This is a genomic window from Shewanella sp. 433, assembly GCF_059338565.1.
This window is the reverse complement of the sequence record NZ_CM181703.1, coordinates 2,160,647-2,180,590: the sequence shown is the minus strand read 5'-3', so window position 1 is coordinate 2,180,590 and position 19,944 is coordinate 2,160,647. Positions and strand designations below refer to the sequence as shown.

At 45.3% G+C, this 19,944-nt stretch carries 15 protein-coding genes and 5 tRNA genes; 8 read left to right on the top strand and 12 right to left on the bottom strand.

From position 1 onward, the window contains the following. Positions 1-11: 11 nt before the first annotated feature. From acnD to AC5YB1_RS09555, 5 genes are all read right to left on the bottom strand, one after another. The gene (gene acnD / locus AC5YB1_RS09575; protein ID WP_494518980.1) at positions 12-2,603 is read right to left on the bottom strand and encodes a Fe/S-dependent 2-methylisocitrate dehydratase AcnD; all 2,592 of its coding nucleotides are present in this window, start codon (positions 2,601-2,603) and stop codon (positions 12-14) included. Between the two features lie 40 nt (positions 2,604-2,643). Beyond that, positions 2,644-2,781, bottom strand: coding sequence for a hypothetical protein (locus AC5YB1_RS09570; protein ID WP_494518979.1), 138 nt, complete (start codon positions 2,779-2,781; stop codon positions 2,644-2,646). A gap of 24 nt (positions 2,782-2,805) precedes the next feature. Continuing rightward, positions 2,806-3,930 carry a bifunctional 2-methylcitrate synthase/citrate synthase gene (prpC, locus tag AC5YB1_RS09565; protein WP_494518978.1) on the bottom strand — a complete coding sequence of 375 codons (1,125 nt, stop codon included), beginning with the start codon at positions 3,928-3,930 and terminating at the stop codon, positions 2,806-2,808. A gap of 121 nt (positions 3,931-4,051) precedes the next feature. Next, positions 4,052-4,930: a methylisocitrate lyase gene (gene prpB, locus AC5YB1_RS09560; protein ID WP_494518977.1), complete on the bottom strand. Its 879-nt coding sequence runs from the start codon at positions 4,928-4,930 to the stop codon at positions 4,052-4,054. A gap of 23 nt (positions 4,931-4,953) precedes the next feature. Then, on the bottom strand, positions 4,954-5,610 hold the full coding sequence (locus tag AC5YB1_RS09555; RefSeq protein ID WP_494518976.1) for a GntR family transcriptional regulator: 657 nt from the start codon (positions 5,608-5,610) through the stop codon (positions 4,954-4,956). A 738-nt stretch (positions 5,611-6,348) separates the two neighbouring features. Between AC5YB1_RS09555 and AC5YB1_RS09550 the strand changes: the two genes are divergently transcribed. Further along, positions 6,349-7,215 (top strand): HlyD family secretion protein, encoded by an 867-nt coding sequence (locus AC5YB1_RS09550; protein WP_494518975.1) that lies wholly within the window; start codon positions 6,349-6,351, stop codon positions 7,213-7,215. Positions 7,216-7,447: 232 nt separating this feature from the next. Further along, on the top strand, positions 7,448-8,440 hold the full coding sequence (locus AC5YB1_RS09545) for a DUF2955 domain-containing protein (protein WP_494518974.1): 993 nt from the start codon (positions 7,448-7,450) through the stop codon (positions 8,438-8,440). Positions 8,441-8,788: 348 nt separating this feature from the next. On the opposite strand, the gene AC5YB1_RS09540 is transcribed toward AC5YB1_RS09545, so the two are convergent. Continuing rightward, positions 8,789-8,879, bottom strand: a tRNA-Ser gene (locus AC5YB1_RS09540). A gap of 209 nt (positions 8,880-9,088) precedes the next feature. Here AC5YB1_RS09540 and AC5YB1_RS09535 point away from each other — a divergent pair. Together AC5YB1_RS09535 and fabA are read left to right on the top strand one after the other, a co-directional pair. Then, positions 9,089-10,831: a S16 family serine protease gene (locus tag AC5YB1_RS09535; RefSeq protein ID WP_494518973.1), complete on the top strand. Its 1,743-nt coding sequence runs from the start codon at positions 9,089-9,091 to the stop codon at positions 10,829-10,831. A gap of 66 nt (positions 10,832-10,897) precedes the next feature. Beyond that, positions 10,898-11,413: a bifunctional 3-hydroxydecanoyl-ACP dehydratase/trans-2-decenoyl-ACP isomerase gene (gene fabA / locus AC5YB1_RS09530; RefSeq protein ID WP_475514122.1), complete on the top strand. Its 516-nt coding sequence runs from the start codon at positions 10,898-10,900 to the stop codon at positions 11,411-11,413. A gap of 82 nt (positions 11,414-11,495) precedes the next feature. Here fabA and rmf read toward each other — a convergent pair whose 3' ends face one another. The 5 genes from rmf to rlmKL all read right to left on the bottom strand — a co-directional run bounded on the left by rmf (position 11,496) and on the right by rlmKL (position 18,011). Continuing rightward, positions 11,496-11,672 carry a ribosome modulation factor gene (gene rmf / locus AC5YB1_RS09525; protein WP_110458926.1) on the bottom strand — a complete coding sequence of 59 codons (177 nt, stop codon included), beginning with the start codon at positions 11,670-11,672 and terminating at the stop codon, positions 11,496-11,498. A gap of 193 nt (positions 11,673-11,865) precedes the next feature. After that, positions 11,866-13,704, bottom strand: a complete 1,839-nt coding sequence (locus tag AC5YB1_RS09520; RefSeq protein WP_494518972.1) for a DUF3466 family protein — start codon at positions 13,702-13,704, stop codon at positions 11,866-11,868. Positions 13,705-13,731: 27 nt separating this feature from the next. Continuing rightward, positions 13,732-15,645 carry an ABC transporter ATP-binding protein gene (locus AC5YB1_RS09515; protein ID WP_494518971.1) on the bottom strand — a complete coding sequence of 638 codons (1,914 nt, stop codon included), beginning with the start codon at positions 15,643-15,645 and terminating at the stop codon, positions 13,732-13,734. 1 nt (position 15,646) lies between these two features. Continuing rightward, positions 15,647-15,883: a glutaredoxin family protein gene (locus AC5YB1_RS09510; protein ID WP_475514125.1), complete on the bottom strand. Its 237-nt coding sequence runs from the start codon at positions 15,881-15,883 to the stop codon at positions 15,647-15,649. Beyond that, positions 15,876-18,011 (bottom strand): bifunctional 23S rRNA (guanine(2069)-N(7))-methyltransferase RlmK/23S rRNA (guanine(2445)-N(2))-methyltransferase RlmL, encoded by a 2,136-nt coding sequence (rlmKL, locus tag AC5YB1_RS09505; RefSeq protein ID WP_494518970.1) that lies wholly within the window; start codon positions 18,009-18,011, stop codon positions 15,876-15,878. Before rlmKL ends, AC5YB1_RS09510 begins: the two co-directional genes overlap by 8 nt. Before the next feature lie 297 nt (positions 18,012-18,308). Between rlmKL and AC5YB1_RS09500 the strand changes: the two genes are divergently transcribed. The 4 genes from AC5YB1_RS09500 (at position 18,309) to AC5YB1_RS09485 (ending at position 18,760) form a co-directional block, all read left to right on the top strand. Beyond that, a tRNA-Met gene (locus tag AC5YB1_RS09500) sits at positions 18,309-18,385 on the top strand. 48 nt (positions 18,386-18,433) lie between these two features. Next, positions 18,434-18,510 (top strand) — tRNA-Met (locus tag AC5YB1_RS09495). A 48-nt stretch (positions 18,511-18,558) separates the two neighbouring features. Beyond that, positions 18,559-18,635, top strand: a tRNA-Met gene (locus AC5YB1_RS09490). Between the two features lie 48 nt (positions 18,636-18,683). Continuing rightward, positions 18,684-18,760: transfer RNA gene (locus AC5YB1_RS09485), tRNA-Met, on the top strand. A 584-nt stretch (positions 18,761-19,344) separates the two neighbouring features. Here the strand turns inward: AC5YB1_RS09485 and AC5YB1_RS09480 are convergent. After that, positions 19,345-19,878, bottom strand: a complete 534-nt coding sequence (locus AC5YB1_RS09480; RefSeq protein WP_494518969.1) for a cell division protein ZapC — start codon at positions 19,876-19,878, stop codon at positions 19,345-19,347. Between the last annotated feature and the right edge of the window lie 66 nt (positions 19,879-19,944).

Below are 19,944 nucleotides of genomic sequence, written 5' to 3'. Positions count from 1 at the left end.
ACTGACGTCATTTAGGCCTTTTTAGCCTCGAGAAAATCTTGAGCAAAACGCTGTAATACGCCACCGGCTTGATAAACCAACACCTCATCGGCAGTGTCTAATCGACATGTCACAGGCACCTCGATGCGCTCGCCATTTTGACGATGAATCACTAAGGTCAACTGGGCTCTGGGGGTCGGCTCACCGACAACATCGAAGGTTTCACTGCCATCAATACCATAGGTTTTACGGCTCTCGCCGGGCTTGAATTCGAGCGGTAATACGCCCATACCCACGAGGTTAGTACGGTGGATCCGCTCAAAACCTTCGGCCACAATCGCTTCAACGCCAGCCAGTCGAACACCTTTGGCGGCCCAGTCTCGTGATGAACCTTGACCATAATCGCCGCCCGCCACAATAATCAAGGGCTGCTTGCGCTCCATGTAGGTTTCAATCGCTTCCCACATACGCGTCACTTTGCCCTCGGGTTCGATACGAGTCAGTGAGCCTTGCTGTACTTCACCGTTGACCACGGCCATCTCATTGATGAGTTTGGGATTAGCAAACGTGGCTCGCTGGGCTGTAAGGTGATCGCCGCGGTGGGTGGCGTAGGAGTTAAAGTCAACTTCTGGTAACCCCATTTTGGTTAAGTACTCCCCGGCGGCACTGCTGGCTAAAATGGCGTTGGATGGCGATAGATGATCGGTTGTGATGTTGTCGCCCAGCACTGCCAGTGGACGCATACCTTTGAGGCTACGCTCCCCTGCTAACGCTCCTTCCCAGTATGGAGGACGACGAATATAGGTGCTTTGCGCACGCCAATCATACAGTGGGCTAACTTGCTCACCATAATCCACGGCAATATCAAACATTGGCGTATAGATCTCTCTAAACTGCTCGGGTTTGACGCTGGCTTTCACAATGGCATCGATCTCTTCATCAGTTGGCCAGATATCTTTAAGGCACACGGGCTCACCCGATTTATCGACACCAAGGATATCTTGTTCAATATCGAATCGAATTGTGCCTGCAATCGCATATGCCACCACCAGCGGCGGCGAAGCCAAAAAGGCCTGCTTAGCATAGGGGTGGATGCGGCCATCGAAGTTACGGTTGCCCGACAATACCGCGGTGGCATATAAGTCTCTGTCGATCACTTCTTGCTCAATAACTGGGTCTAATGCCCCGCTCATGCCATTACAAGTGGTGCAGGCAAAGCCGACGATGCCAAAACCCAATTGCTCAAGTTCTGGCAATAAGTTGGCATCTTTAAGATAAAGCTCAGCCACTTTTGAGCCAGGTGCAAAGGAGGATTTCACCCAAGGTTTGCGTGTTAAGCCCAATTCATTGGCTTTTTTCGCTAATAACCCTGCCGCAATTACGTTACGTGGATTACTGGTGTTGGTACAACTGGTGATGGCGGCAATGATCACCGCGCCATCAGGCATCAAGCCTGCTTCATTTTCGACGGTACCTGCGATCCCTTTTGCGGCAAGGTCACTGGTTGCCACGCGCCGATGCGGGTTTGATGGCCCGGCGATATTTCGCACCACACTGGAGAGATCGAAGCTCAGCACACGTTCATACTCGGCGCCTTGCATACCATCGGCCCAAAGTCCCGTGTGCTTGGCGTAATTTTCGACCAGCTTCACTTGCTCACTATCACGGCCGGTGATCGTCAGATAGTCGATGGTCTGCTCATCGATATAAAACATGCCGGCAGAGGCGCCAAATTCTGGCGTCATGTTAGAGATGGTCGCGCGATCGCCTAAGGTTAAATTGGCCGCGCCTTCACCGAAGAACTCTAAATAGGCGGAAACCACCTTTTGCTCACGTAAAAACTCGGTTAATGCCAGTACTATATCGGTTGCGGTAATGCCACTTTGGTGCTTACCGGTTAACTCGACACCAATAATATCGGGTAGGCGCATATAAGATGGACGGCCAAGCATCACGTTTTCAGCTTCCAGTCCGCCCACACCGATGGCGATAACCCCTAGTGCATCGACATGTGGAGTGTGACTATCGGTGCCCACTAAGGTGTCAGGAAAGACAACGCCGTCGCGCGTTTGGATAACCGGCGACATTTTTTCGAGGTTGATTTGATGCATGATGCCGTTACCGGGCTGAATGACATCCACGTTTTTAAAGGCTTTTTTGGTCCAGTTTATAAAGTGAAATCTATCTTCATTCCGGCGATCTTCAATGGCGCGGTTTTTGGCAAACGCATCTTTATCGAAACCGGCATGCTCGACGGCAAGCGAGTGGTCGACAATTAATTGTGTCGGCACCACAGGGTTGACCTCGGCAGGATCGCCGCCTTTTTCGGCGATGGCATCGCGAAGCCCTGCCAAATCAACCAATGCGGTTTGCCCCAGAATGTCGTGACACACAACCCGAGCAGGATACCAAGGAAAATCAAGATCGCGTTTGCGCTCAATCAGTTGAGATAGCGCATCGTTAAGCATGGCGGGCTCACATCGCCTCACCAAGTTTTCGGCAAGCACTTTAGCGGTATACGGCAGTTTATCGTAGGCGCCAGGGCTTAACGCCTCGACGGCGCTACGAGTGTCAAAATAGTCAAACGATGTTCCGGGAAAGGGTTTACGGTGTGTTGTATTCATAACGTCATCCACAGATTTTACGTGCACGCCATGTCGATACTCACCTTGATGGCCCAATGACATAGGTTAAGGCGATGTCGTCTATTGGCATACAGCGCAGCATAACGACCGAAATACTGCGCTCAAAATGAAGTAGCAAGCGGCGATAAGCCAAGCTCACAGAGCCACTTATCGCCATAATGTTTAACCTTAATTGCTTAGATTATCGCTCGCCGATAGGCACCACTTTACGCGGCTCGGCACCGACATAGTCGGCGCTTGGGCGAATAATGCGATTATTAGCGCGCTGCTCCATCACGTGCGCCGCCCAGCCAGTTAAGCGTGAACAGACAAATATTGGGGTGAATAACTTGGTCGGGATCCCCATAAAGTGATACGCCGATGCATGGAAAAAATCGGCATTACAAAATAGCTTCTTGGTGTCCCACATAAACTCTTCACATGCCACCGAAATGTCGTACAGCGAAGTATCGCCAAACTCATGGGCTAACTTTTCAGACCACGCTTTGATGATCACGTTGCGAGGATCAGAAGTGCGATAAATCGCATGGCCAAACCCCATGATTTTCTCTTTGCGCTCTAGCATGCCAGCCATCTTAATTTTCGCATCTTCTGGTGAGCTAAATTGTTGGATCATCTCCATCGCCGCTTCATTAGCCCCGCCATGCAGTGGACCGCGCAGCGAGCCAATAGCGCCAGTAATACAGGAGAACATGTCAGACAAGGTTGAGGCGCAAACGCGGGCGGTAAAGGTCGATGCATTAAACTCATGCTCTGCATACAAAATCAGCGATACATCCATCACGCGGCGATGCTGATCCGATGGTGCCTTACCATTAAGCAGCTTAAGAAAATGGCCCGCGAGTGAGTCTTCATCGGTTGTGCACTCAATATCGGCGCCATCATGACTGTAGCGATACCAGTAACACATAATCGCAGGAAACGCCGCCAGTAAACGATTGGCTGCATTATATTGCTGGGTAAAATCGACTTCTGGTTCAAGATTCCCCAAAAATGAGCACCCAGTGCGCATCACATCCATCGGGTGTGCGTCACGAGGAATTCGCTGCAATACCTCTTTTAGCGCCTGCGGAAGATCACGCAGTGACATTAGCTCATTTTTATAACCATCGAGCTGTGCGGCAGTGGGCAGTTCGCCATTAAATAGCAGGTAAGCCACCTCTTCAAACGTGGCATTCTCAGCCAGATCTGCCACATCATAACCACAGTAGGTCAAGCCAGAGCCAGATTTACCCACTGTACATAACGCTGTTTCACCAGCACTTTGGCCACGCAGACCTGCACCACTTAACTTTTTATCAACCATAATGTGTTCCTTTTTGGAATCTAAATTATTTATTCGCCAAGCAGCACGCTTGGCGCGTAGGGTTTTATACTGTCCTTAATTGAGCTACCTCTCAGCGATTAGCTGTGCAGCTCAAGCCACACTATTTATTTTTACCTTCGGCAAATAAGCTATCTAACTTTTGTTCGTAATCGTGATAACCCAGATAATCATAAAGCGCCATACGCGTTTGCATCGTATCGAGTACCGCCTTTTGATCGCCATCGCGTAAAATCGCGGTGTAGACATTTTCTGCCGCTTTGTTCATTGCTCTAAAGGCACTTAACGGGTAGAGCACCATGTCCACACCCCACTCACTAAGCTGGGCTTTGTTCCATAATTCGGTTTGACCAAACTCGGTAATGTTCGCTAATAATGGCGCATCGATGGCACTGGCAAATGCGCGATAATGGGCTTCGGTTTGCACCGCTTCGGCAAAAATACCGTCGGCGCCAGCGGCAATATAGGCCCTAGCACGTTCAATCGCCGCCTCTAACCCTTCTTGAGCAAACGCATCGGTGCGAGCCATGATAAAAAAGTCGGGATCGGTGCGCGCATCGACTGCAGCCTTAATGCGGTCAACCATCTCTTCGGTCGAGACAATCTCTTTGTTGGGGCGATGACCACAGCGCTTTTGCGCCACTTGATCTTCCATATGTACCGCTGCTGCACCGGCCTTTTCCATATCGCGAATCGTTTTAGCAATATTAAATGCCCCGCCCCAGCCAGTATCGATATCCACCAGTAAGGGCAAGGCGCAAGCTGAGGTGATGCGCTGCACATCAACCAGTACATCATTGAGCGATGTCATGCCTAAATCTGGCAAACCATAAGAGGCGTTAGCCACGCCACCACCAGAGAGGTAAATGGCTTGATGGCCAATTTGCTCTGCCATCATCGCGGAATAGGCGTTTATTGTGCCTACAATTTGCAGTGGCTTATTTTTTGCCAGTGCCTCACGGAACTTCTTTCCTGCGCTCATGCTTAATTCCTCTTATGTTTACTCTATGCAAGTTTGTTTTGAATATTGTTTTTTGAATACATGATGTGGCGCCGCATTAATATCTCGGCCAGCTCTTCATCACGGTTAGCGATAGCCTTAACAATATGCTTATGCTCATCAAATGCCGTTGTGACTCGCGGCCCCGCCATGCCCAGTTGTACCCGATACATGCGCACCAGATGATAAATGCCATCGAACAGCATAGAGATAAGGTGTTTATTCTTACTGCCCAAGATAATGCGATAGTGAAAGTCCACATCACCCGCTTCCTGATAATAAGACTCTCCCTCTTTAACATCTTTAAAATGGCTTTGTAGCAAGGCTTCAAGTTCACCAATTTCAGCATCAGTCATATGCTTGGCCGCCAACCGCGCCGCCATCCCCTCGAGTGACTCTCTAATCTGGTACAATTCAGATAGTCCCGCAGCGGATAACGCTACCACTCGCGCCCCTACATTTGCCTTACGCTCGACAATATGGCTCGACTCCAAACGATTTATCGCCTCACGGATCACCGCGCGGCTGACGCCGTAGGTTGTCGACAATTCAGTTTCACTCAGCTTAGCGCCCGCAGCGATCACCCCTTCGACAATATCTTGCCTTAATTGATAAAAGGTTTTATCTGCCGAGGTAACGGGTGGTAGGGGTTGAAATGTCATCTCTAAGGTTAGCCTGCTGAATTATTACGTTGTCGACAATATAGCTTTGAAGGATTAAGTATTCAACCCAAAGCGACCATATTGTCGACAAAGACGTTAATAGTTAGACTAAAGTTGTAATTAAATCGTGACAAAAAAGATGATCTGCTCCAGCTAAGCTACGCCTTAATAGCGAATCAAAGCTCAATCGCAATAAATTCACGATAGGGTCAAAGGTCAATACCAAGTGAAAGCTTTGTCAGCCTCAGGAGTGATAAACTGTGCAATACATGGCTCAATTGCAGGCCATCACTCTATTACCGATAGAGAATGTGCATATAGCAATAAACATGCTAATCAATTCGAAATAAGGCCATGTAATAAGCCCTCTCGCTCACATTTGGGGTAGGTGTCACCTTGCCGTTAATCACCTCCAATTTATGCATTCAAAAACAAAAAATAACCTGCTAATGTTAAATTAGTTTAAAAGGGCAATTTAAAAAGCGCTGCTTGCTCATTAACGCCTGCACTCACGAGCATTATTTACAAAACATTATTTGGCTTATGTGTGGCTTTAGCAGTTATTTGAACTAAATACGCAAACTTAATAACGCTCTCTAATTCCACCGCTATAGTATTAGTTGGTTTGTTTTGTCTGTTTACTTTTGTGATTCGCCTTATGGAGGTCAGAGCCATAAAAGCGTTATCGAAAATGGTTAATTTACTTTAGCAAAACAAAAATGAGTTGAGGAAGACACAATGTCAGAAAATAACGACGCAACGGGCCCTGCAGCAGAAGATAATAAAAAGCTCAATCAAGCTCGCTCATTCACCTATTACATTTTTGCAATTGTGGTCAGTATTTGGCTCTACACCCTGTGGGCCGATCGAATGACCCCGATGACCGAACAGGCGAGAATTAATGGCCAAGTGATCCGCATTAGTCCTGAAGTGTCAGGGTCTATCGCCAAGGTCCACGTTGTTGATAATAGTCCTGTGCAAACAGGCGATGTGTTAGTGACTATAGACCCTCGCCCTTTTGAATTAGCCGTTAAAGCAGCAAGGTTAGATTTACAGCAAGCAGCACAATCTTATGAAGCTGACTCAGCTGCAATTAACGTGGCGAAAGCTAACGAGGTAGCTGCGCGTGTTAAGGTCAACAATGCGAAAAAAAATGTGGAACGCAACCGTGTATTAGCGCAAAGAGGCACCATTAGCCAAGCCACCATGGATGATCTTATTGCCGAACTCCAAACCGCAGAGGCCAACCTCGCTCAAGCCTCATCAGCACTCGAAAAAGCCAAACAAGAGTTTGGCCCCAGAGGCGAAGAAAACCCAGTGATACAAACGGTGCTAAATAAACTAGAGCAGTCGCTGCTCAATCTTAATCATACTAAGCTAGTCGCACCAGGTAATGGCGTGATGACCAATATGAATGTCGCAGTCGGAGATTATGCAGCCACTGGACAACCGTTACTTACCTTCATCAACAACCATCACCTTTGGCTCACCGCAATGGTCAGAGAGAACTCTTTAACACACTTAAAAGCTGGAGATAAGGTCAAAATTGTTTTTGATGCTTACCCAGGAGAAGTATTTAAAGGTCAAATATCTTCAATTGGTTGAGGGAGTAGTGGCAACGGCAGCCTTGAGGAAAATGCGAGCAGTGGTCTTATTACCTCACCAACAAGCAGTCCAAAGGCACAACGTTTTCCCGTCAATATCGAGTTTTCAGACTTACCTGATAATATCAAGCTAAGATACAGTGGACGTGCGGTCGTCGGTTTTTACCCAAATGAAAGCTATATTGGAGAAAAACTACAAGATTTATGGATTTGGGCATGGAGCTATATTAGTTATGTATCGTAGTGCCGCTAACCCCCTCATTAGAGTTGCGTTATTTCCTGTTCTATTGCTCTTTTGGCAATATATATTCGGTACTGACTTGCCATTGTTAGCACCCGCAATGTGCGCAGTATTTTTAACAACAACTCATGAGCCGCCACCTCTCGCCATGGTGTTTATCATGGGGGGAATACTCTTTATCACCGCTTGGTTTCAAGCATTGATGAATAGTTTATTAGTCGATTACCCTCATGTTTATTACTTGTTTTTGTTTGGTGTTTTCTATTGGTGTATGGAACGGACGAGAAAAGATGCCCAAGACGTATTGGCAATACTGCTCATCGTATCCACCGTCATGATTGCAGTGTTTACCCAACAAAAAGGGATTAGTGTTGAGCAAATTCCGCTGGCGTTGTTAAAAAATATATTTATTGCTGGGTTTACCGCTTATTTGGCTTACTTCATTTTTCCCGCTGGGGAGCCTCTTGCTAAAAATGTAACACCTCCATCATCTGCGATGAAATATCATTTTGATTGGCAAACCATGGTTAAGACGTTGATCATAATGATAGTCATGGTTTCTTCTATCGGTTTAGATCTAGAGCAAAGCACAATTATCACCATCATAGTGGCGTTGGTTATAAAAGATCCCGATCCCCTCATTGGTAAAGACTATGGCCTGAGAAGATTATTAACGACCTACGCGAGTGTGCTTTATGCGATACCACCGCTAATAATGAGCCTTTTACAGGTCAATTTGGTGGGTACCCTTGGCGTTGCACTCGTAAGTTCATTATTTATGGGGATTCATGCGGTAGCGAAACAAGCCAGTTATAATTCAATTCAGCTACTTTATTCCAGTTACGTGGTACTGGTGTTTTATGGCATCACCTCAACCAGTATTAACGCTATTACTGATGATTTGGTTCGATTTAGTTCCGTTTTTGCTGCAGTCTTGCTCGGGATAATGAGCTTAATCATTTTGCACCCAAGAGATAAAAGCTAACTTTACAATTCGCCTTATCTGCAGACTGTTAATCATTTCATCAACATACCGAATAAAATCATTAATTCATGTTTGATGGTCAATAGACTTAATGATTCTCTCGAGTGTGCCAGCGACATCAGTATTGCGCATGACAGCTTCTGACCTATCACGAGTCAACAAAGACACTTTAATATCAAAAGGGAAGCCTTTATCGCGTAACGACTTGGCTAAACAGATACGTGTGAAGTACACGTTATTGGGGGCTCTATAAAGGTACATTGTCTGAGTTAATCCTTAAGGAGAGCCCCTCAAACGCCAAAAACAAAAAAAGCCGTTGATAATCAACGGCTTTTCTCGTGTTTAATGTGGCGGAGAGATAGGGATTTGAACCCTAGATGGGCTATAAACCCATGCCGGTTTTCAAGACCGGTGCATTCGACCACTCTGCCATCTCTCCGAACGCCGGCAATACTATAAGCATAACGTTAAGATGTAAACCCAAATTCGTAAAATTCGTGCCACTTGTCGAAGAAATATACCAACCTACATTTTTCAACCAGCATCGATTGATAAAAATCGGTCTGTCATTGGCAAAATAGCGAAACTTAATAGGGCGACATCAAAATTGTGCTAACATCTGAGCATGTTTAAATAATACTCTCCAATATGAACGCGAATCCAATTGCTCCAGCTTCTCTTTCACCCTGTTTTGCTATCCCATCTATTGCTAATATCGTACCCACTCAACAAGCAAGGCTGCTGGGCCAGTCTCGAACGCTCGACGCTTTCTCCCTGTTAGCCAGCACCAGCGATCAGCATATGTATTTAGCCGATCAAAGTGGGATTGATAGAAAACGCTTTATTCAAGCCTTGGTTGAAAGTCAGCCGCTTCACACGGTGCAATATTTAAACCGCATAATCCAAGATGATCAACAAGCGACTCAAAACACTCAAATCAATAGTAACCTTGTATGGCAAGCCGAGCCCGGTGACGATAACCTCTGTGATAACACACGTCGTTATCGCTACCTTAGTGGCAATATTAAACGCCGCGACTTGATTGGGCACATCAGTAGTCTCAATTCGCAGCATTATCACCCTGGCGCCTTTGCTGATTGCCGTTACCTGTTTATCTGCGCTGAATCATTATGGAAACGCGAGGGATTATGGGAGTTAGTGTTACAGACTATAGATCGCGCTGAGTATCATATTCACTCTAATTGGCCTGCGATTGCACTTAACTGCAAAATTATTTTAGTCGGCAGTAGCGCACTTTATAGTGTCTCTTATATTGAAGAACGCCTATTTGCTAGCAACTTTTCCCTATTAGGGGAATTAGTCAATGAACTCACCCTACCTGAATTTTCTGAGCAAGATTACCTCCAATGGTTAGTCACGCTGGCGAGTGACAAAGGGATAACCCTAACGCAATCGGCATTGGCACCGCTATTTAACGTCAGTTCACGACTGGCAGACCATCAGCAACACCTAAGCTTGATGACCATTCCTATGGTGCAGTTAATGGAGCAAGCCTGCGCATATCGCCAGAGCCGAGAGTTAACTGATGCAGCAATAGCTCATGCGCTGGCACAACAAACCCAGCGCCATAACGCTTCTCAAACCCTGTCAGCACAAAGTTTTGATGATAACTTTATTAACCTGCCGACCAGCGGCACCATGATTGGTCAAATAAACGGCCTCACCGTATTGGATGCCGCCGAGTATTGCTACGGCGAGCCAGCACGCATTACCGCTTCGGTACATTATGGTGACGGTGAGGTAGCCGATATTGAACGTAAATCTGAGCTGGGCGGTAATATTCACGCAAAAGGCTTAATGATCCTCTCATCTTGCCTGTACCGTATTTTCGGTAAAGATGCGCCACTGCATTTAAATGCTAATATTGTGTTCGAACAGTCTTATCAAGAAATTGATGGTGACAGCGCTTCATTGGCCGAATACTGCGCCTTAATGTCTGCCATTGCTGAGCATCCTATTGAGCAAGGCATTGCAGCCACTGGCGCGATAGACCAATTTGGTCAAGTGCAAGCCATCGGTGGTGTTAATGAAAAAATTGAAGGCTTTTTTGCCCTGTGTCAACGCCGTGGACTCACTGGCAACCAAGGCGTTATTCTACCGAAATCTAATGTGCAACAACTGAATTTACACCAAGATGTGATTGATGCAGTCCATAGTAAACAGTTTCACTTGTACCAGGTTGAACACATCGATGAAGCCGTGACCATACTGATGAAGATGCCTGCGGGGATTCCTGATGAAAATGGCCAGTTCCCAGAAGACACCTTGTATCGCTTAGTACAAGACCGTTTAGAGGGCTTAGCGGGTTATCCAGACGAAGATGTCTCATTTTTTACTAAGTGGCTCGCGAAACTCAAACTTTCTAGCTGATCGGAGTTGTTTAGCTTACACGTGTTCGCTAACCTTGGCAGCTCAAATTGCGGAGTGAAGTTAATAATGAATAGAGCAAACAGTTTTAACAAAGAAGAATTAGTGGCTTGCGGTCACGGTACGTTATTTGGCGCCAACTCTCCTCGCCTCCCTATCGACAATATGTTGATGATTGACCGCATTACCAAGATTAATGCCGATGGTGGTGAATTTGGCAAAGGTGAGATTGTTGCCGAGCTGGATATTGATCCATCTCTTTGGTTTTTTGACTGTCACTTTCAAACCGATCCCGTGATGCCTGGTTGTTTAGGCCTTGATGCTATGTGGCAATTAGTCGGCTTTTTCCTTGGTTGGGAAGGCGCTGAAGGCAAAGGACGCGCATTAGGCGTGGGTGAAGTTAAATTTACTGGTCAAGTCTTGCCTGATGCCAAAAAGGTCACTTATAAGTTAACCATTAAGCGTAAAGTTTATCGTAAGCTTGTTATGGGTATCGCCGATGCTGTAATGGAAGTGGATGGCCGAGAAATCTATTCGGCTAAAGATCTAAAAGTGGGTATTTTCTCTGATACGTCAACTTTTTAATCGAATCATCTCCTTATCAGCAAGAGCTTGATATAAAAATGCCCTCTACAACCTAGAGGGCAACTCTCAATCACACTGCTAATTATTTATTAAACAGTCCACTTAGCCGTCCATCGACGCCTTCGCGCCATCCTCCTAACCAATGCGACTTTGAGTCTAATGTAGAATAAGGACAATTCTCTTTAGAGCGCCCTCCTATTCCGGCCTTAAATCCTTTTGAAAAAGCTCTATCTAGACGATCTCGTTTTTGTCTTTTCATGCAAGCATCCTCTGTTCGAAAATCCTAGAAGCGAAGCCAAAGCCTCATGGATACAAATAGAACGTTTTGCAGCTGAGATCAATCAAAAAAAGCGCTTTTTAAACGGTTATTTTTTAAGCTTATGAGTTCGTTGTTTAAAAAAAATCGAGGCATATGCCTCGATTTTTATTTCAATTTGTTCTAAGAACTATGATTAGCCTTTACGGCGTCTAAACCAGAGTAAAGGTAAAGTCAGAAGCCATATAAAACTGGCTGCGCCTTTACGCTCATAGTCACCATTACCCGAATTATCGCTCTCTTTTACAGTACAGGCGGCACCTGAATTAGATGGCTGCAGAACAACCATTCGAGGAATAAAGGCGGTCACAGGTTGGCCATCGGCATTGAGTAAAAATAACGGTTTACCATTATCACCAATCACCAAATTACCATTGCTGTCGAACAGGTAAGAAGGTTTACGAATAAATGCCGTACCCACTATGGTACCGTCTTCGTTGATACTGTTGGCTTCAACGATACGGATCTCACTTTCATAAGAGAGTAAATCACCATTGCCATCCGTTACTTCAACTTTATTACGTGTCCAATCGCCACTGTCGTCTTGGGTATAGCCTTTTGATTCACACACCAATAGTTCGTTAAGATCGTAAAACTCATCACTATTTTTATCGAACAAGAAACCTGACTTTAATCTTGGTTTCTCTTTCTCACTAGTGGCTTCAATATAACCCACCACTTGATTTTTATTATTAATATCTCTTGGGCGCGAACTGCGATCCGAGATCCCTTGATAAAAATCATTTGGTGTTACGAAGCTAGGTGACGCTTGATTGGTATCTAAATAGAAAAATTTATCGCGAGCATAGCCTTCTAAGTATTGCTTATAGCTACCGACAAGGATGCCACTATCGTTAATATCATAGGCAATAGAAGAGAGCTGATCGTCCGTCATCTTAACCCAATGATATTGATAGGCGCCGTTACTGTCTTTTTTCCAGTAAGCAGCATCGAATGCCAGTTTATCGGTGTCGTTATTACGATAAACATGTGAGCGCCCCGCGACGGTGCCGTTCTTGTTAATCCCTAAACCTTGAGCGGTAAACACCACATCTGAAGTCGAGGTTAATCCCAGTGGCAACTCCGTAGCCACTACGCCACTATCATCAAGCTGCCATACCATGGCGCGAGTTTGATACAAAATACGGCGAAAGCCACCACTGTCTGGATATTGATTTAGCTGCACGCAAACATCGACTGGATAAACATCGCCAGCGATACAATCGTTAAGCCGTTCTGCACTACTTGCAGCGAGAGCTGTAGTGCCATAGCCAGTTATCTGATTATTATCATTAATCGCTGCGGCCACAGACACACCACCAACAATGACATCGGTATCGTCTTTTGTGTAAGTGGTATAAGGCGGCGCAATTGCGATATCGGTACCGTCGGCTTTTTTAACGAAAGCGCGCTCTTCAAACTCGCGGTAATACCAATATTCTTGCCCGGCAGTCTCGCCGGTATAAGCCACTTTTTGCTCTGGACCAGTGTAGCTGCCTACACGTAGTCCAGCGTTATTGATACCATAATAAGAAGCGTTAATTGAATTGATGGTCTCTGGGATATCTTCGTTGGTATCTTTTGGTGGCGTAGTACCAAATACCGAATCAAAGGTGGGTAGCCAGCTACCAGATGCGCCATTTCCCTCTGCGATGAAGGTGAAGTTATTGGCTTCAATAGGCGCATTTATTGAGTAAGTGACGAGCTGCTCAGGAGAAATTCCATCTTCAATATCGATGATGCTGTTATCGTCGTCATTAACTTCAAGCTTTTTCTTACCCTGCGAGATACCCACCAACTGGTTTTGTTGGTTAACAAACATGCCATAACCATTAATCGTCGAGGCTAAGGTACCATTAAGATCATAATCTTCAATATTTTGAATTTCATAAACGGGTGCGGCAGACACTGTCTGTAATGCACTGACAACACCAACCGCCACTAATGATAAGGCGCTATTAAACTTCAACTTCATTCACTAATTTCCTATTATTTTTATCGTTTATTTTAGCGCTTCTAGCTCTTCCCAACGCTCGAAACAAACTTCTAACTGCTGCTCTCGCTGTGCCAGTTCACTTAAACGACTGCTCACGACATCTTGTGCTTGAGCATAAAAATCCGGTTCACTAATTTGCGATTGTAAGGCTTCAATCTCAGCCTCTAATTGCTCCATTTTGGCCGGTAAACCTTCAAGTTCTCGTTGTAGCTTATAGGATAACTTTTTCTCAGGTTTAACCACAGGCTTAGCTTCTGGGGCTTGAGCAACTTTGGGTTGGACAGCGACTGGCGTCACTTGTTCCTCAGAATAAAATTTTGCGCCTTGCGACACCGCATCTTGATAACCACCAACGTATTCGCTCCAACCGCCATTACCGGTGAACCACCATGAACTGGTCACAGTGTTATCGATAAATGCACGGTCGTGGCTGACCAACAACAAGGTACCTTGATAATCAGTTAGCAAAGACTCTAACAATTCAAGCGTCTCAATATCAAGATCGTTCGTTGGCTCATCGAGAATAATTAAGTTTGCAGGCCGCAGCAATAGTCGCGCTAACAGCAGACGATTTTTTTCGCCGCCCGACAGTGCTTTAACTGGCGTACGGGCGCGCATGGGCGAAAACAGGAAATCTTGTAGATAGCTTAAAATATGCCTATCTTGGCCATTAATGGTGACGGTTTTCTTGCCTTCACCGACGTTTTCTTCAACTGTTTTCTCTGGGTCTAGCGCTTCGCGGTACTGGTCAAAATACGCCACCTCAAGCTTGGTACCCACTTTAATCTCGCCAGACTGAGGGGTTAATTGGCCAATCAATAGCTTAATTAACGTCGACTTACCACAGCCATTAGGACCAATTAACGCAATACGATCGCCACGCATCACACTAGTAGAGAAGTTCTTAACCAAATTTTTATCGGGTAAGTTGTAATTTAAGTCATTAACCTCAAATACCAACTTGCCTGAGCGTTCGGTATCGGCGACGGCCATCTTAGCGCCACCTTGGCGATTAATCCGTTCCATTCGCTCCATACGTAACGCTTTTAACGCCCGAACTCGGCCTTCGTTGCGGGTTCGACGTGCTTTAACGCCTTGACGGATCCAGGTTTCTTCATCGGCTAACTTTTTATCAAACTGGGCATTTTTTTCGCTTTCGACGCGCAACCATTCGGCTTTGCCGTCAAGATACGCCTGATAATTACCCGGCCATGATGTGACCACACCACGATCTAAATCGACAATTCGGGTTGCCATGCGTTGAATAAAGCCACGGTCATGACTGATAAACACGATAGCGCCGCGATAGTTGAGTAAAAAGGCTTCTAACCACTCAATGGTATCGATATCTAAATGGTTGGTCGGCTCATCGAGTAATAACAGATCGGGCTCACTGACCAGAGCTCGCGCTAGCGCTACTTTGCGCTGCCAACCACCAGATAAACTCATCAGGCTCGCATCGGCATCAAGACCTAAGAGTTCGCACGTTTGGTTAATTCTTGAGTCTAACTGCCAGCCATTAAGGTGGTCGATATCCTCTTGCAAACGCTCCATCTGTTTCAACATGCGATCCATCTCATCGACAGAGGCACTTGCAACATCATGGGAGAGCTGATGATAACGTTCTAATTTTTCACCAACTTCTTGTAAACCTGCGGCAATATAAGCATACACAGTTCCCTGCTCTGCTTTGGGAGGATCTTGTTGTAAGCGGCTGACTTTAATATCGGTGGCGATGTTAAATTCGCCTTCATCGAGCAACACATCACCACACAGCACTTTCATCAAACTCGATTTACCCGCACCGTTACGACCAACAATACAGACCCGTTCTCCCGGCTCTATGGTAAAGTCGGCGTGTTGCAGTAACGGCGTGTAACCGTAGGCTAATGAGCCATTGTTAATACGAACCAGACTCAATTTACGCTCCTATAAACTGTTTTAATTGTGAGATATCGAACGGCCAATTTAATTGGGCTTGCGTATCGGCACGCAAGAAAACAGGTATACGGGTGCCGTATTCCTGGGCTAATTCGTCGGTATCACAGATATCTTGCTTAACATAATCGATCCCTAAGGTATCAATTAATGCTTGTGCCTGTTCACACAGATGGCAAGCATCGGTGTGAAACAGGGTAAATAAAATACGATTAGGCATGGGTAATAAGCCAGGTATTGTGGATCTGAGGATTGCGTTTGTAATCCATAGGTAAGGTCTGGTTATCGATATTAGTCACCACTAAGCCGAGCTCAGCAAGCGCCTCACTTTCCATCTTAAACTTACGCTTATTATTAGAGAAGATGATCTCACCCTTTGGATTGAGCAGCTTCACTAATCCACTGAGCAAACTCACGTGGTCACGCTGCACATCGAATGAATCTTCCATGCGTTTAGAGTTAGAAAACGTCGGTGGATCGATAAAAATCAGATCGTACTTCTCTTGGCAATCAGCAATCCACTGTAAGCAATCGCTTTGAATAAACTGATATTGACGCCCAGATAGTCCATTTAAAGCAAAGTTATCTTGAGCCCAGCTTAAATAGGTATTTGACATATCCACGGTCGTGACCGACTTAGCCCCACCAAGTGCGGCATGTACCGATGCCGATCCTGTGTAGGCAAATAAATTCAATACCGAACGCCCTTTTGACTTTTCGCCCACTAGTTTACGGGTTAAACGGTGATCGAGGAACAAACCTGTATCTAAATAATCCTTCAGGTTTAACTTAAACTTAGCCCCATACTCTGTGGTAACCAGTTCCAATTTCTTGGCATCAAGCTTTTGATACTGATTGGTGCCTTTTTGACGCTCACGCGTCTTAAGAATAATCTTATCTGGATCGACCCCAATGGCATTAGGCAGTACTAATAATATATCGGTCAAACGGCGCTTAGTAACTGATTCTGGTATATCTTTAGGCGCTGAGTATTCTTGGATAACCACGTAATCTAGGTATTTATCCACTGCCACATTGTATTCAGGAATATCGGCATCATATAAACGATAGCTATCGATACCTTCGCGCTGAGCCCACTTACTTAATTGCTTAAAGTTCTTTTTGATTCGGTTAGCAAACGAGGTAGCCACTTCGCTAATCTCACCGCCTTGGGCCAACACTTGACTCGGTTCGATACGACGCGTGCTTTCGGCGTGCAGTGTATATAAGTTAAATGCACACTCTAACGCGCCATTGAACATTTTCATCTGTTTATCGGCTTTAAGTTTAAGCGCCGAGAGTAACTCAATATCGCTGTTGAGTACGGCGATTTTCCAGCCACCGAACTCACTCTTAAATTTGTCACCTAATTGATAATACAGCTGCAGCAGTGAAGTGACTGTGCCCAAACGCTCACCATAAGGTGGGTTGGTGATAATAAAACCTGTGGCAACAGGAGGCGTCACATCAAGCGCATTAGAAACGGAGAACTCAATTAACCCAGCAACGCCTGCATTTTCAGCATTACGTTTTGCCAGTGCCACCAGGCGCGAGTCGATGTCTGAACCAAAGAACTTGATTTGACAACGGCTGATACCCAGCGATGCACGCGCTTTGGCTTCATCCATCAAACCTTGCCACACACCGTCTTGATGACGTAACCATTTTTGAAAACCAAATTTAGCGCGATAAAGCGCAGGCGCTACGTCACAGGCCATCATCGCCGCTTCAATCAAAATCGTACCGCTACCACAGAAAGGATCGAGCACATCTTGCGGTGCCTCTTTCCAACCACTGCGCACGAGCATATTGGCCGCGAGGTTTTCTTTTAATGGCGCTTCACCCGTGGTGGCACGGTAGCCGCGCTGATGCAGTGCTGGACCAGAGAAATTGATCCCCAGCGTCACCTGACCACGGCGATAATGAGCATCAATCTTAAAGTCAGCATCGACGCGAGAGACGTTCGGACGTTCGCAACCATCGTCGCGAAAGCGATCCACTACCGCATCTTTAACCTTTAAGGCACCAAATTGGGAGTTTTTGATAAAGCCACCCACACCATGGAAATCGATGCTAAAGCTACTTTTATTCGAAAAGTGCGTCTGCCAATCGACACAATATGCTGCATTATAAAGCTGCTCGGGCGTTTCACACGGGCCTTTATAAATGACTAAAATAATACGGCTGGCAAGACGAGACCATAAGGTAATACGGTAAGCCAATTCCAGTGGTGCCGAAAAATACACCCCCGCAACACTTTCTTTAACGTCATTGGCACCAAGCTCGATTAATTCGAGCGATAATGCGTATTCATAGCCTCGTGGGGCTGCAGCAAAAAAATTCAACATGGATAAATAGACACACTTCAAAAATCAATCCGACATTATACCTTGTCCAACCATTAAAAGATAAAAAGTTCTAGCTATAGCTAGACATAAATTCCGCGATACGTTTAATAAGCCTGCAGAGTGCCGCTTTAATGAACGTCTAACAAGATAAAACCGATTGCCGCTTGCAATGCCATCTTGGTATCGATATAGTTCGCCCCGCTTTGAAGCACACCTAGTTACTCAGTGATTAAGCATGTTGACTAAGCAATTCTGTAGTAGCGGAATTAAAAGGCTACAGCGTTTGATACATACGGACGCGGGATGGAGCAGTATGGTAGCTCGTCGGGCTCATAACCCGAAGGTCGTCGGTTCAAATCCGGCTCCCGCAACCAATTCTTTAGTAGCAGAATTAAAACACTACAGCGTTTGATACATACGGACGCGGGATGGAGCAGTATGGTAGCTCGTCGGGCTCATAACCCGAAGGTCGTCGGTTCAAATCCGGCTCCCGCAACCAATTCTTTAGTAGCAGAATCAAAACACTACAGCATTTGATACATACGGACGCGGGATGGAGCAGTATGGTAGCTCGTCGGGCTCATAACCCGAAGGTCGTCGGTTCAAATCCGGCTCCCGCAACCAATTCTTTAGTAGCAGAATTAAAACACTACAGCGTTTGATACATACGGACGCGGGATGGAGCAGTATGGTAGCTCGTCGGGCTCATAACCCGAAGGTCGTCGGTTCAAATCCGGCTCCCGCAACCAATTCTTTAGTAGCAGAATCAAAACACTACAGTGTTTGGTACTTACTGATGCGAATGAAACAGCCCACCCCCTAACCGACTCTACACTTCATATAAGCAGCCCACTTTATATAAACAGCTCACTTTATATAAACGACAAAAGTCGTTGATAATATCAAAAATAAGCAATCTGCCTCCAGCAAGCCATATTCAAGTCAAAAAGCAAACATATACCGATTCAAGCTTTCAATAATTATACTTCAACATTAACGTTAACTTTCCATACGCCTACTTAACCAGCCATTTGAAACCTTTATTGTCTTCTTTGTTTAAATGCCCATTTCGAACCTCTATTAACTCCCCTCCTCCTTTATACTGCTTGCATTTTAATCAGCCCTACTTTCTACCACCTGCCGCGATAATCTAAATTTATTGTTGGCTAAAAATGAAAGCGAGCTGTAACGGCTAAAGGCGTTAATTACATAACTGCAGATAATAGTTGATTCATTAAGATGCGAAATCAAAAAAGGGGCCTAAGGCCCCTATCATGATATTTAAAACGTAAAACAAAGCCCAAAGTGAACTACAAGGCGAATAAGCGATAACTTAAGCTGCAGCGATTTGTCTACTCGCTTTTATTGGATGCAGCCTATCATTCATCACTTTAATACATTCGAATTGATTCAGTTGTTTAGTCTCGCTTAGTAACAATTTTGGAGACAGCAACATCACCAGTGATGCTTGAATGTTACTTTCAACAACCATAACATCGGCATTTACGCCCTGCGATCTGAGCTGAAATATTTTCGCCAATTCACTGTAAACGCATATTACTGACGTATCAAAAAACCATGACTTTGGCATTTGTGGTTTTAATAAATAGTGCGCTGCGGTGGCATTTAATGCCAATTGAACCTTAATCGCATCGGCAATATTTATCGTTTTTGCCAGACGTTCGACAAACTCAATATAGAATTTTGCGTGCTCGACGTTAAATTCCAGCGCAGTTAATGCATCAGGAATGAGCAATTTTGCTTTGTAGGGAGTCAGAAATTCCATATCCGAACCTAACGAAACGCTTAATACTCCATACGCGTCGTTATATATCCATTGCCAATCCCTTTGCGGCATTAATAACATAACGTGTACCTATTACTGTCAATACAGTCGGATAATAGTTGATATTTCATCCAATATCAAAAAAAA

Excerpts from the sequence above, each read along its gene's own strand:
- acnD (WP_494518980.1), bottom strand. The coding sequence starts at position 2,603 with ATGAATACAACACACCGTAAACCCTTTCCCGGAACATCGTTTGACTAT.
- AC5YB1_RS09570 (WP_494518979.1), bottom strand. The coding sequence starts at position 2,781 with ATGGCGATAAGTGGCTCTGTGAGCTTGGCTTATCGCCGCTTGCTACTT.
- prpC (WP_494518978.1), bottom strand. The coding sequence starts at position 3,930 with ATGGTTGATAAAAAGTTAAGTGGTGCAGGTCTGCGTGGCCAAAGTGCT.
- prpB (WP_494518977.1), bottom strand. The coding sequence starts at position 4,930 with ATGAGCGCAGGAAAGAAGTTCCGTGAGGCACTGGCAAAAAATAAGCCA.
- AC5YB1_RS09555 (WP_494518976.1), bottom strand. The coding sequence starts at position 5,610 with ATGACATTTCAACCCCTACCACCCGTTACCTCGGCAGATAAAACCTTT.
- AC5YB1_RS09550 (WP_494518975.1), top strand. The coding sequence starts at position 6,349 with ATGTCAGAAAATAACGACGCAACGGGCCCTGCAGCAGAAGATAATAAA.
- AC5YB1_RS09545 (WP_494518974.1), top strand. The coding sequence starts at position 7,448 with ATGTATCGTAGTGCCGCTAACCCCCTCATTAGAGTTGCGTTATTTCCT.
- AC5YB1_RS09535 (WP_494518973.1), top strand. The coding sequence starts at position 9,089 with ATGAACGCGAATCCAATTGCTCCAGCTTCTCTTTCACCCTGTTTTGCT.
- fabA (WP_475514122.1), top strand. The coding sequence starts at position 10,898 with ATGAATAGAGCAAACAGTTTTAACAAAGAAGAATTAGTGGCTTGCGGT.
- rmf (WP_110458926.1), bottom strand. The coding sequence starts at position 11,672 with ATGAAAAGACAAAAACGAGATCGTCTAGATAGAGCTTTTTCAAAAGGA.
- AC5YB1_RS09520 (WP_494518972.1), bottom strand. The coding sequence starts at position 13,704 with ATGAAGTTGAAGTTTAATAGCGCCTTATCATTAGTGGCGGTTGGTGTT.
- AC5YB1_RS09510 (WP_475514125.1), bottom strand. The coding sequence starts at position 15,883 with ATGCCTAATCGTATTTTATTTACCCTGTTTCACACCGATGCTTGCCAT.
- rlmKL (WP_494518970.1), bottom strand. The coding sequence starts at position 18,011 with ATGTTGAATTTTTTTGCTGCAGCCCCACGAGGCTATGAATACGCATTA.
- AC5YB1_RS09480 (WP_494518969.1), bottom strand. The coding sequence starts at position 19,878 with ATGTTATTAATGCCGCAAAGGGATTGGCAATGGATATATAACGACGCG.